This window comes from Dendrosporobacter sp. 1207_IL3150 (assembly GCF_036763085.1).
Taxonomy (GTDB): domain Bacteria; phylum Bacillota; class Negativicutes; order DSM-1736; family Dendrosporobacteraceae; genus JBAIYU01.
This window is the reverse complement of the sequence record NZ_JBAIYU010000014.1, coordinates 53641-65375: the sequence shown is the minus strand read 5'-3', so window position 1 is coordinate 65375 and position 11735 is coordinate 53641. Positions and strand designations below refer to the sequence as shown.

Sequence of the window (11735 nt, the reverse complement as noted above, 5' to 3'; positions counted from 1 at the left end):
TCAAGACTTGTTTTTTACCAGCGAGCCTAATATTCCATTTATAAACCGCCCTGACTCATCTGAACCGAATGTTTTAGCAAGTTCTACTGCTTCATTAATAATAATATTTGGTGCTAACTGTTCTCTACCAAACTTCATTTCGTATATTGCAAGCCTAGTAATATTTCTATCTACGCCCGCCATACGCCCCAATTTCCATTCCGTAGAATTATTTGCAATAATTTCATCGATTTGCGGTAAATTGCGTTGTGTACCTTCAACTATTTCCTGGGCATAAAGTTTAGCGTTATCAGTTATTCCTTCTCTTTCACTAAACACTGCATCTAATGCTTCATTTTTATCTGTTTGATTGTAATCTAATTGAAATAAAGCCTGTAAGGCCATCTCTCTGGCTTTTCTACGACTCATGTATTCTTCTCCTTATTAAAAGAAAGTATTAAGATATCTGCTTTAATATTAACGACGATAGCCCGGAGGTAATAACTTGTCTAGAATATCCATAATATCTTCTTTCTCATCAATGCGTTTACCTACAATATAGCCTACCCCAGCACATAGCAAAATAAATAAGGTTTTGAAAAAGCCAAAGGAAATTATTAATATGCCAACAATAAGACCTATCAAAATACCCATAATTTTCCCACTATGTTGCTGCCATATTTCCTCTAAAAGCTTGACGTTCATACTTTCACCTCTATTTTGCTAAATACCAGCAGTTTAAATTCATTATTTTACTCTTTGCTTAGGTTTAAAATCATTTGATATGTTTTCTACAATAATGCTAATTTCAACAGCATCTATACCGACAGTATTTTTAATATACTCTTTTACTCGCTGCTGTATTTCACTTGTTACCGCCGGCACATTGCTTTCAGGACTAACAGAAGCACGAATACTAATTTTTAGACCAGTTTGCTCATCATGCACAACAGAAATTTTGGCATCGCGCACGCCTCTGATAATTCTCGTTACTTTTTCGACCAAGTTTTCGACTGCACTTACCGAAATATGCACATTTCCCATCTCAGTATGGTGTACTATGGTATCTCGGCGATTTTTCGGGCGAATTCCGGCAAAAAATAGTCTAAGGCTTATTAATAGGAATACCAGCCCGGCTAAGCCAGCTTCCCACTGCCCGTATATGTATGAAAGGCTTGTCCAAATTATCTCTAAAGAAACTAGGCGCAATGACAGCATAATAACGCCTAATGCTAAAACAATCAGTAATAATGTATAAATTGATAATATTATACGATCAATGATACCCATATTTACTCCTTCCTAACGAACCCTGATATCTTCATCCTTTCCTTCTTGGCCAAAACCCACACCTTGTATATGAATGTTTACTTCAACTACATCAAGACCGGTCATAGATTCAATAGCACGTTTTACATTTTCTTGAACTGTTAAAGCAACCTCAGGAATTCGCACACCATATTCAACAATAATATATAGATCGACTGCAGCTTCTCGTTCGCCGACCTCTACCTTAACACCTTTGGAAAAATTCTTCTTGCCAAGCATTTCTGCTATACCGCCTACTAAACCACCGCTCATGCCAGCAACTCCAGAAACCTCGGTCGCAGCCAACCCAGCAATTATCCCTACTACTTCGTCAGCAATACGAATTGAGCCAACATCATTATGCTCCATTCTTTCAATTCTTTTATCCAAGCGCACCCCTCCTTATCTGTTGGTATTTAAAATATATTTATTTCTTTATTTAGTATTTTATAACTTAAATTATTATATCAAACAATTTCCAATTATACAAACTGCAATAAAGAAAACGTGGCTTGCGCCGAGCCTTAGCGACAGCACAAGCTGATTCACTCCTTATGCCTGTAGGTAAATTTTATACTTTCTTATCGTATAAATAAACAGGCCTCGTTACAGATTTTATAAAACTGTAACGAGGCCTAAACTCACAAATCCATATATTCTTAAGGCTTAGCGCTTATTGTTATATCCTCTGGTTTAACTCCTGAAACACGGCTGATAACATCCGCAACTTGAATAACTTCATCACGTGAAAGGACCGGGGCCTTAACAATTGCATTTACCGAGTGTTCACGATAAAACACTAAAGCATCGCTAAAGCCTCTAGCCTTTATCAAACTTTCCATTTCTGATTCGCGTTGTTTTTCTTTTACCATAGCCAAAACATTTTCTTGTGCTTTATTTCGTATTTCTTCAGTTTCAGCACTTCTGATTGCTTCTCGCAATAAATCCGACCTTTCGCTTCTCATTTTATCTCTCTCTAAGCGATATTCTGTGAAAAAATCGGTGCTTATTACTGGCGTTGACTGCTCATTAGAGACTGCCTTTGTAACTTGCATTGCATTAGATCGATCTGCTTTAGCTTGTTCTATGCTGCTTTTAACATGCCAAATCCCAGTAGCTAATATGCTTGTGACAAATAAGCAAACGACTGCTATTATTGGCTTTTTATATTTTCTCAATGATACAACAATCATATTTTAACCTCACTTTCTTTGCGGTAATACCGTAATTTTATAAGAAGGAAGACCTAATCCTGCCTCGACAGCCTTGGTCAGATTTGCTTTTACTGTTGAATCTACCGCACCTTCAGCAACAACAAGTACTCCTTTAATAATCGGTTTAATTTCACGAACCATAACAGGGTGATCAGCACCATTTTCTTTACTTAGGAGAACCTGTGAACTCTCTTTAGTTTCCGTAGTGGTACGAATGCCGCCTGCTGTGTCCTTTTCCTGAATAGTACGGGTTTCTTTGTTTATATTTTTGGCATGCTCCTGTGTAGCACTATTTTCGAGCATTATACTCACTGAAACATTACCAGCCCCTTTTACTTGCGACAGCATATTGGATAACTTAGATTCTAATGCGTCTTCATAACTGCGATTCATGACCTGAGTTGCTTTAAGTGGTTCGATCTGAGTCTCATTACGCTGCTGCGTTGCAGGAAAATCGAATAATCCGCCTACCATCAATAGAGCTAATCCTATAACACCCAGCCAAATCATCCTTGTATTGAGTACTCCGGCTTTAATCAATTGATTGGGCCACATTTTTTTCGCGCCGGAAATAATTGATTCTAATCCGCTCATCTTAACTCCCCCTTATCAGTGTAGTGCTTTTATTTCGATGCTATCTTTAGGAATTTGATATAGCTCATTGATAGTGTAACTGATTTTAGCTTTAGTCTGAGGCTTTAGTTCGGGACGATCTGCCGAGGACGTCGAACCTATCGTGACTTTTGCTATTTTACCTTCATTTGCCGACACACCTGGTTTCACAAAAACTGTAATGTTCTTTACATCTATTAGTTTACCTTTTTTTTCATTACTAATATCTACAGCCACTTGAGCATCAGCAACGCCGTCAACTGCAATAACGGTTGCTCTGATCTGCTTTGCCAGCTCTTTTTTATACAATTCTACTGACATTTGTTCCCGCTGATCAGCCAGCTTCGTTGCGTTATTTATAATAACCTGAGAATTTGAAGCATTCGTACTTAGCGCAGGAATCTGGTTGGGCCCAAATCTATTTTGGATTATATCAATAATGGGGTTTAATATAGCTAGAGTAATGAATAGTCCGATTATTACGCGAATAAATTTTTGCATGCTGCTGCTTGGAAGTAAAAGCTCAAGAAATGATGCAAACAATACTATCATTATGATATTTTTAATCCAATCTGAAACCGCGTCAATCACTTAATCTTCACCCGCCTATGACTATCTAAACTAAATACATTTGGTCACCGCAGCATCATAGCGGCACTTCCTACACCAACTATCATGGTAATAGCTAAAAAAAACATCAAAACTACGGTTAAGACGGCACCAAAGACAAGCAAAAGATTATTCCCCATTGCGTCTAAACATTTGCCCATTCTATCATCACCCATAGGCTGTACTAGAGCGCCAGTAATTTTTACGATCGCCACTAGAGATAACAGCTTAATCAAAGGGAATGCGCAAATAGTTAAGATAGCGATTACGCCAAAAATACCAACAGCATTCTTTAACAACAAAGATGCTCCCATAACTAGTTCAACTGTATCCGCGAACATTTTTCCTACTACTGGTACAAAGGTTGAAGTTGCAAATTTAGCCGTTCTAAGTGTTATACCATCAGCAACACCGCCGGCTACTCCCTGTATGGTAATTATTCCAATGAAAACAACCATTGTAAAACCAAGAATTATCATCCCGGTTTGCTTAAAAAGATTTGTAAGATTACTCAGACGGTATTTTTCTGATAAATAATTTACACAGTCTAATACCGAAGTCAGTAATAATAATGGCAATACAACATTCTTTACTATTTCGCTTACCGCACTCACCACAAATAACATTAAGGGGGTAAATAACGCCGCCGAAGTTAAAGCACCTACACCTGCCAGTAAAGATATTAAAAGCGGTAAAAGAGCCTCGAGAAACCCAACCATGTTCCCTACAGTCTCGCGAGCTAGCAATACCGCATTATAAAAAGCGGTCAAAGCAATAACTGATAAAAAAATAAAACATACACTATACGCTAAAACTGATATTCCTGATTGCTCGAACGAATTCTGCAGGTTTTGAAGCAAAATACATAAAACCGCCAGAAAGAGCAGCTTTCCCATTAAATGCGCATTAGCTGCTAATTCTTTAAATAAGTGATTTATAAAACTCTGCCAAAGTGTATTCCAATCCATTGAAATACCTTTAGAAGCAATATTCTTTACCGTATCACTATTTAAAAGCGGAATATCTTGATTTAGCTCCTGGTTAATCTTGGTCACAAAACTATTTATATTTTCGGTTGATAACTTATCTAGAAGCTGCTTATTTATTTCCTCATTTTCTAGAGGTGATGCCATAGTACTTCCTGAAAGCGCAAGCAATAATGCCAATATAACAATTAATATCCTCATCTATATTCCACCTTAAGGAATCAATCTAACAATTGTGTCCAGCACCAGCGCAATTATTGGAATTGCCATAACCATTACTAGTACTTTTCCGGCAAATTCAATTTTGCTTGCTACTGCACCTTCACCAGCGTCTCGACAAACCTGTGCCCCAAACTCAGTAATATATGCTATACCGATTATTTTTAAAATTGTATTTAAATACATATGGCTTATATTTGCTTTTTCAGCTAAATCTCGGAACAAATTTAAAACTACATTTACCTTATTTAGTACCAATAGAAAAATTATTGTGGCCAGCGTTAAACTCAGCTGCACAGCAAGCTCGGGCCGTTCCCTTCTGATAATTAATATTAATAATGTTACTACAAAACCTAGCCCGACTATTTGAATTATCTCCACTGCCGTACACCTCTCATAACAACTTGAAAACATCCTGAACTGTACTAAATAATCGTCCTAACAATTGTACTACCCATAACAATACAAGCGTAAAACCTGCAAGTGTACATAAATGCGCCATATCTTCTTTTCCTGCTTGTTTTAATGCAGTGTGGAAAACGGAAACCAATATTCCAACCCCTGCAATTTTAAAAAGTAAATCCAACCCCATTATTGCACCCCTTTCCTTATACCTTTTTTATATAAACAGTATTACGACAGCTAATCCTCCACAGACACCAAGGTACTTATACATCTTAGAATTTTGATCTCGCGTCTTTACCGCTTCTTGTTCTATGTTTTCAAGCTGTTCCTGAATCATATTTAAGTACTTATTCTGTTCTTCTCTATTCATTGACCCTAAATTTGCCCCAAGCAATGATAATATCTCTCTTTCTGGTTTTTCTATTGCCAGTTTATCTTCCATCTTACCTAGTACTTCTTTTATAGCCTGTTGTGGATTCATCCAGCCATTAAACTCTAATAGCGCAGCAGTATCTCTAAAAAAAACAGAAACAGGCCCTTCCGTACCGGCGGTAGATTTTACCAATGCATCTGGCAGCGGCATCGAAACATAATTAATATACGACTTCAGCGATACAATACAGCTTATAATTTGCCGTATATGCTGCGGTCTTGTACTGCAACGAGATGCCAGCTTAAAACCGATATATGTCCCAGTTATTATTACAAATATGCTTCCTAATAGTTTCAGCCACATATCTTTACTCCTTTTTTTGAACTATACAGTGTATCATCGCTTTTAACAGCTATAATACCTTCAATTGAACCAATGTTCGGTTGATTACCCAATATGATATATCTTTCAAAATATTTATTTCTAATCAATTCATCTACATAAGGTCGATTAGAAATCTCATTCACAGAACGGCCATGTATTGATGTTATTACACTAATGCCAGCATTAAGTGCTTCTTTGACTGCTATTACATCCTCTTTGCGGCCTAATTCATCAGTAACCACTACCTGAGGAGACATAGATCTAATAAGCATAAGAATACCAGTTGCTTTAGGGCAGCAGTCTAAGACATCCACTCTTGGTCCTAAATCTACTGTTGCAACTCCGTTTTGACAAGCGGCAATTTCTGATCTTTCATCAACAAGTCCGACCTGTACACCATAAAAGTGGTTCGATCTGCTTCCACTACTCAAATGTCTTACTAAATCTCTAAGCATTGTTGTTTTGCCGCAACGCGGCGGTGCAATGAACAATGTACTTAAAACTCTTTTGTCAGGTGAAAGTATGTAGGGCAATATTTTGTCAGAACATCCTATAATCTGTTTTGCGATGCGTATATTAAGAGAGTTAATATTCTTTAAAGCTTTTACCTCACCATTTTCAATAGTTGCCTGCCCAGCTAAACCTACTCGGTGTCCGCCATTAATAGTTATGTAACCCATCTTTATTTCTTGTTCATAGGCATAAAGCGAGTTTCGGCTTATCAATTGTAGTGTACGGCCAACATCTTCCCTACTGCATATATACGCCGAATCTGGATCTATGTCTGTAAGACCATTAGGACTGACTAGTGTATCTCTATTTGCTAATACTAGCAAAACGGGCTGATCAGCGCGCAGTCTTATTTCGGTAAGCTGACTTATCACTGATAGTGATACCGCTTTAAGTATCCCGACAATCACTGGTGGCAATATAGGATATATATACTGTTCCAAAGTATGGCTTATTTGGTTCATTTTTCCTCCACCTTTCTTTACATAGATATGGTGAATATCCATACTTTATGCTAGTGTCCAAATAAAAAAATCCCGCACAAAGGCGAGATTTTTAACGTACAAAATATCAATTTATAATACTACAATCCTGGATGAATCGCATGTCTTAGTGAATCGTTCACGCGTTCTGACTCAATATCAATATCTTCATCAAATTCAAGAGTATTATCATACACTATACCCCCGCAGTAAGGGCAAGTTACTTCTATTGCATCATCTTCTGCTAAAATCTCGGATTCAAAAGTAACTGCTTCATGACATGAAGGACACTGAACCTCCACAAAATCGTCCTCAACATCTTCTTCAGTATAAACATCTTCATAGATTTCGTCTTCTAAATCTGTTAAATCCTCATCAATTGTTTCAACATAACTTTCCAAATCTTGCTGAGCTAAATACATGTTATGGAAATCATTTGCCATATCATCAAGTACATCAATAATGTTTGCTAAAATTTTACCTTCAGCTGACTGTTCACTCACATTCAAGCCTTGGGTTAAACCTTGTAAATAGGCGACTCTTTCCTTAAGATTTGTCATAAGTAATCATTACCCCCTTTTTTTTCTGTTATCCGAAAGCTAATGATATTATGCCCAGTAAATCAGTTATCATATGCTGACTTTAAATTAAAAAAACAATCCGATGAAAATCACCGAATTGTTTATGTTTTAAATTAATCTCTTGCTCTTTCGATATAATCACCGGAACGAGTATCAATTCTTAGTACATCACCTTGGTTGATGAATAAAGGTACACGTACTGAGTAACCGGTTTCTAACTTAGCCATTTTAGTTGCACCTGTAGCAGTATCGCCGCGGACACCAGGATCACATTCAACGACTTCAAGGTCTACTGAATTTGGCAGTTCAACACCAATAATCGTTCCGTGGAAGAACATAAGGTTAATATTCATGTTTTCCTTCAGGAATTTTTGGGCATCACCTAGTTGATCGGCAGTTAACTCTGATTGTTCGAAAGTTTCGTTATCCATGAACACGAACATGCCATCGCTTTCATACAAATATTGCATTTGGCGATTATCAATATGAGCTTTAGGCAATTTTTCACCAGGGTTGAAAGTTCGTTCAACCACTGCGCCAGTCTTCACATTTTTCATTTTTGTTCTAACAAACGCTGCACCTTTTCCAGGCTTGACGTGTTGGAAATCTACAATTTGCCATACTGAATTGTCAATTTCGATTGTTATTCCTGTTCTAAAATCACTACTTGAAATCATTGTTTAAAACCTCCAATTTTATGCAACTCAATTAGTCAATCTCAATAAGTACTTTGCTGCTAGTTGTTAATATATCACAGCCTGTCGCCGTAACTACAACCGTATCTTCGATACGTATGCCACCCCAATCAGGCAGATAAATTCCCGGCTCAACTGTAACTAACATATTTTTTTCAAGTACACCAGATAAGTTACTAGGAGAAAGTCTTGGTGCCTCATGAATAGCAAGACCTAAACCATGCCCAAGACCATGTCCAAAATAGTCTCTATAACCGGCGTTATCAATAATTCCCCTTGCTATACCGTCAATCTCTTTGCAGAGTTTTCCGGCTTGTACCGCCTTTACTGCAGCAAGCTGGGCCGAAAGAACAACATCATAAATTTCCCGCTGTTTATCATTAGCTCTTCCAATACATACTGTTCTAGTTATATCGGAATGATACCCTTTATAAACAGCTCCGAAATCCATCGTAATAAGATCACCGGATTCAATAATCTTTTCAGAAGCAATGCCGTGCGGCAGTGAACCTCTTACTCCAGATGCAACAATCGTATCGAAGGCCGGCTTTTCAGCGCCTTGTTTACGCATAAAGTATTCTAGTTCAGCAGCAACTGAAATTTCGGAAATTCCTGGACGCAAAAAAGTTAATATATGTGAAAACGCCATGTCGGCAATTTCGACAGCCTTTTTAATCAGTTTAATTTCTTCATCATCTTTTATCATCCGCAAACTATCTAGCTGGATTGATTTTAGTTCTACCTGGCCTAACAAAGTATGTAGTGAATCGTATATCGCAAAGGTCACGAAATCGCCTTCAAAGCCAACTTTATTAAATCCTGAGCTGCTGATTTCTTTTGCTATTGTTTCTAGTATGTTATTGCCATGACGAATGATTTCAAACTTTTTTGCTTGTCTGCCTGCTTGTTCAATATAACGAAAATCTGTTACTAGTTTAGCATCAAACTGACTAATTATCAACATACCCGAAGATCCAGTAAAACCACTAAAATACATACGATTTTCAGGTTTTAAAACAATTATTGCATCAAGGCCGTTTGCAACTAAATAGCTTTGCAATTTTGATAATCGCTCGCTCATTTATGCCTCCTGCTTTATAAGTTTTGCTGCACCTTCTAAGGCAAGGATATAGCTATGTGCACCAAAACCGCTGATTTGCCCTATGACAACAGAAGCAATAACCGACTTATGCCGAAACTCCTCACGTTTATGAATATTTGAAAGGTGAACCTCTATTGCAGGAACAGTTATTCCCGCCAGTGCGTCACGAACAGCAATACTATAATGTGTAAAGGCAGCAGCATTTATTATAATACAATCATACTGTCCTTCAGCATTGTGGATGGTGTCAATCATAACACCCTCGTGATTTGTTTGAATTACTTCGATGCTTACACCAAGAATTTCAGCACGTTCGCAAAGTTGTTTATTTATATCTTCTAATGTCATGGAACCGTATATATGCGGCTCGCGTTTTCCAAGTAAATTAAGGTTAGGTCCATGAATAATCAGAATTTTTTTTGTATGATCTTTCAAAAATCATCACAGCCTTACCAGAAATTAATAACTTTTACATTTTACCACAATTTATCGTATTTGCCTAGAACATGTTAAATAGATTTATGCATTAAGATTATTATATACTTGCTAATAATGCTTAATACACTACTGTTCATCACTATATTATTTCGCTTGTACCGAATTTATCTCAGATAGTATCTCCTGGAAAATCGGTGCAGCAACATCACCGCCAGACATACCATCCTCTATAAAAACAACAATAACATATTGAGGGCGGTCTATGGGGCCGTAACCTGCAAACCAAGCATGATTTATTCCTTTACCCTCAGAATTTGTTCTTCCTGTTTCAGCTGAACCGGTTTTTCCTGCCGAACCAGCACCGTCAACATATGCTGCCTGGCCTGTCCCATACTTTGTTACAGCTGCCATCATATCACGCATCTGAGCTGAGGTTTGTTTTGATAATACTCTAACACCACGTGAAGCATTATAGTTTTTTACAACAACTCCGCTAGAATTAGTCAGTTTACTAACAATATACGGTTCTACTTTTATTCCATCATTAACTATAGTAGACACTAAAGATGCCATTTGAACTGGAGTGGCCTCAAACTCTCCCTGACCGATCGCAAGGTTCGCCAACTCACCAGGATATATATTATCATGAGACGGTAAGTTTCCATCCGCTTCTCCGTAAAATTCGAGTTTAGTTTTTTGGCCAAACCCTAACTTTTGGGCAAAAGAAATAAGTCTTTCGGCACCAATTTTTTGACCAACTTCGATAAAAACCGGATTACTGGAATAGGCCATTGCGTCTGTAAACGTAATTCGTCCTCGCGGCCCTCTGTCATAATCCCAACCTTTAAATCGAATGCCGTTTACGTCTATGTAGCCCGGGTCGTAAAATTCATCATTGGGATGAACTAATTTGCTTTCCAAGGCCGCCGCTGCCACAACAAGTTTAAAAACCGAACCAGGCTGATAGGCGGAAATAGCTCTATTCAATAGGGGGGATGATTCTTGTACTAAGTAGTCATTTAGATTATTCGCATCAAAATTCGGTCTTGATGCCATTGCCAATATCTCACCTGTTGAAGGTTTCATTACGACTACTGCACCTTTTTGCATATGTCGGTCAAGTACCGCTTCAACTATTTTTTGAACTTTGCTGTCTATTGTTAAAACGACATTGCTTGGTCCACTCCCATTATCAAGTCTAAGCCTCTTATACCCTAACCCTGGAATTATCTGCTGAGCTGCATCAACCATCGCTGCCGCATATTCTGGCTGATTCCCTCTTAGAAAATCATCGAACATTCCTTCTATTCCGCTTACGCCCCGATTATCAGAAGTATTAATATACCCAGTCACATGAGCAGCCAAAGCACTGTAACCGTAGCGAATTTTTTCCGGTACAATTAGCACCCCTGGCAGTTTTAATGTATTTATTTTTTGGGCAGTTAGAGCATCCAAATCAGTTTTCAATTTAAATGGACGCTCATCTTTCGAAATTTTCCCAGCAATTGTATCCGAATGTAAGCCGGTAATTCGAGCTAATTCATATGAGGAGACTTCTACATCTTCTAATTGCCCCGGAAAAACAATTAGACTAAAATGCTGTGCATTATTAGTTAGCGGTATGCCATTGCGATCAACAATTTCACCACGGGCAACTTCCATCGGCACTTCTTGCACCCTAGCACTTAAACTTAATAAGGTTAACTCAGTACCTTCTACTATTTGTAAGTAGAACAATCTTCCTGCCAGCATAATTCCTATAAAGACAAGAAAGATTAGTAATCTATATATACGTGAAACGTTAAATGCCATACTATCACCTCTAGTTATAGTATGGC

At 37.8% G+C, this 11735-nt stretch carries 17 protein-coding genes; all 17 read right to left on the bottom strand.

Going from position 1 to position 11735, the window contains the following annotated elements; translation table 11 throughout:
- A complete protein-coding gene (gene nusB / locus V6C17_RS08515; RefSeq protein ID WP_333522149.1) occupies window positions 1-408 on the bottom strand; it encodes a transcription antitermination factor NusB in 408 nt (135 codons plus the stop codon).
- Between the two features lie 48 nt (window positions 409-456).
- Window positions 457-684, bottom strand: a complete 228-nt coding sequence (locus V6C17_RS08510; RefSeq protein ID WP_333522148.1) for a DUF2273 domain-containing protein — start codon at window positions 682-684, stop codon at window positions 457-459.
- A gap of 42 nt (window positions 685-726) precedes the next feature.
- Entirely contained in the window at window positions 727-1269 is a 543-nt protein-coding gene (gene amaP, locus V6C17_RS08505; RefSeq protein ID WP_333522147.1) for an alkaline shock response membrane anchor protein AmaP, read from the bottom strand.
- A gap of 12 nt (window positions 1270-1281) precedes the next feature.
- Window positions 1282-1656 carry an Asp23/Gls24 family envelope stress response protein gene (locus V6C17_RS08500; protein WP_442891466.1) on the bottom strand — a complete coding sequence of 125 codons (375 nt, stop codon included), beginning with the start codon at window positions 1654-1656 and terminating at the stop codon, window positions 1282-1284.
- A 290-nt stretch (window positions 1657-1946) separates the two neighbouring features.
- A complete protein-coding gene (locus V6C17_RS08495; protein WP_333522145.1) occupies window positions 1947-2480 on the bottom strand; it encodes a SpoIIIAH-like family protein in 534 nt (177 codons plus the stop codon).
- Window positions 2481-2489: 9 nt separating this feature from the next.
- Window positions 2490-3095 carry a hypothetical protein gene (locus V6C17_RS08490; protein WP_333522144.1) on the bottom strand — a complete coding sequence of 202 codons (606 nt, stop codon included), beginning with the start codon at window positions 3093-3095 and terminating at the stop codon, window positions 2490-2492.
- A 15-nt stretch (window positions 3096-3110) separates the two neighbouring features.
- Complete coding sequence (gene spoIIIAF, locus V6C17_RS08485; RefSeq protein WP_333522143.1) at window positions 3111-3704, bottom strand: stage III sporulation protein AF; 594 nt, start codon at window positions 3702-3704, stop codon at window positions 3111-3113.
- Window positions 3705-3748: 44 nt separating this feature from the next.
- Complete coding sequence (gene spoIIIAE, locus V6C17_RS08480) at window positions 3749-4909, bottom strand: stage III sporulation protein AE (protein ID WP_333522142.1); 1161 nt, start codon at window positions 4907-4909, stop codon at window positions 3749-3751.
- Between the two features lie 12 nt (window positions 4910-4921).
- Window positions 4922-5308, bottom strand: a complete 387-nt coding sequence (gene spoIIIAD, locus V6C17_RS08475; protein WP_333522141.1) for a stage III sporulation protein AD — start codon at window positions 5306-5308, stop codon at window positions 4922-4924.
- A gap of 13 nt (window positions 5309-5321) precedes the next feature.
- Window positions 5322-5519: a stage III sporulation protein AC gene (gene spoIIIAC / locus V6C17_RS08470; RefSeq protein ID WP_333522140.1), complete on the bottom strand. Its 198-nt coding sequence runs from the start codon at window positions 5517-5519 to the stop codon at window positions 5322-5324.
- A 27-nt stretch (window positions 5520-5546) separates the two neighbouring features.
- Window positions 5547-6068, bottom strand: coding sequence for a stage III sporulation protein AB (locus V6C17_RS08465; protein ID WP_333522139.1), 522 nt, complete (start codon window positions 6066-6068; stop codon window positions 5547-5549).
- Window positions 6059-7063, bottom strand: a complete 1005-nt coding sequence (gene spoIIIAA / locus V6C17_RS08460) for a stage III sporulation protein AA (protein ID WP_333522138.1) — start codon at window positions 7061-7063, stop codon at window positions 6059-6061. Before spoIIIAA ends, V6C17_RS08465 begins: the two co-directional genes overlap by 10 nt.
- Before the next feature lie 119 nt (window positions 7064-7182).
- On the bottom strand, window positions 7183-7641 hold the full coding sequence (locus tag V6C17_RS08455) for a CD1247 N-terminal domain-containing protein (protein ID WP_333522137.1): 459 nt from the start codon (window positions 7639-7641) through the stop codon (window positions 7183-7185).
- Between the two features lie 134 nt (window positions 7642-7775).
- A complete protein-coding gene (gene efp, locus V6C17_RS08450) occupies window positions 7776-8339 on the bottom strand; it encodes an elongation factor P (RefSeq protein ID WP_333522136.1) in 564 nt (187 codons plus the stop codon).
- Window positions 8340-8370: 31 nt separating this feature from the next.
- Entirely contained in the window at window positions 8371-9438 is a 1068-nt protein-coding gene (locus V6C17_RS08445) for a M24 family metallopeptidase (protein WP_333522135.1), read from the bottom strand.
- Entirely contained in the window at window positions 9439-9894 is a 456-nt protein-coding gene (aroQ, locus tag V6C17_RS08440) for a type II 3-dehydroquinate dehydratase (protein WP_333522134.1), read from the bottom strand.
- Window positions 9895-10041: 147 nt separating this feature from the next.
- The gene (locus tag V6C17_RS08435) at window positions 10042-11709 is read right to left on the bottom strand and encodes a peptidoglycan D,D-transpeptidase FtsI family protein (protein WP_333522133.1); all 1668 of its coding nucleotides are present in this window, start codon (window positions 11707-11709) and stop codon (window positions 10042-10044) included.
- Between the last annotated feature and the right edge of the window lie 26 nt (window positions 11710-11735).

Coding starts and splice junctions, on each gene's coding strand:
- V6C17_RS08500 (WP_442891466.1), bottom strand. CDS start 1,656: ATGGAGCATAATGATGTTGGCTCAATTCGTATTGCTGACGAAGTAGTA.
- V6C17_RS08510 (WP_333522148.1), bottom strand. CDS start 684: ATGAACGTCAAGCTTTTAGAGGAAATATGGCAGCAACATAGTGGGAAA.
- spoIIIAE (WP_333522142.1), bottom strand. CDS start 4,909: ATGAGGATATTAATTGTTATATTGGCATTATTGCTTGCGCTTTCAGGA.
- spoIIIAC (WP_333522140.1), bottom strand. CDS start 5,519: ATGGGGTTGGATTTACTTTTTAAAATTGCAGGGGTTGGAATATTGGTT.
- V6C17_RS08435 (WP_333522133.1), bottom strand. CDS start 11,709: ATGGCATTTAACGTTTCACGTATATATAGATTACTAATCTTTCTTGTC.
- V6C17_RS08445 (WP_333522135.1), bottom strand. CDS start 9,438: ATGAGCGAGCGATTATCAAAATTGCAAAGCTATTTAGTTGCAAACGGC.
- V6C17_RS08495 (WP_333522145.1), bottom strand. CDS start 2,480: ATGATTGTTGTATCATTGAGAAAATATAAAAAGCCAATAATAGCAGTC.
- efp (WP_333522136.1), bottom strand. CDS start 8,339: ATGATTTCAAGTAGTGATTTTAGAACAGGAATAACAATCGAAATTGAC.
- V6C17_RS08465 (WP_333522139.1), bottom strand. CDS start 6,068: ATGTGGCTGAAACTATTAGGAAGCATATTTGTAATAATAACTGGGACA.
- nusB (WP_333522149.1), bottom strand. CDS start 408: ATGAGTCGTAGAAAAGCCAGAGAGATGGCCTTACAGGCTTTATTTCAA.
- V6C17_RS08455 (WP_333522137.1), bottom strand. CDS start 7,641: ATGACAAATCTTAAGGAAAGAGTCGCCTATTTACAAGGTTTAACCCAA.
- V6C17_RS08490 (WP_333522144.1), bottom strand. CDS start 3,095: ATGAGCGGATTAGAATCAATTATTTCCGGCGCGAAAAAAATGTGGCCC.
- spoIIIAA (WP_333522138.1), bottom strand. CDS start 7,063: ATGAACCAAATAAGCCATACTTTGGAACAGTATATATATCCTATATTG.
- amaP (WP_333522147.1), bottom strand. CDS start 1,269: ATGGGTATCATTGATCGTATAATATTATCAATTTATACATTATTACTG.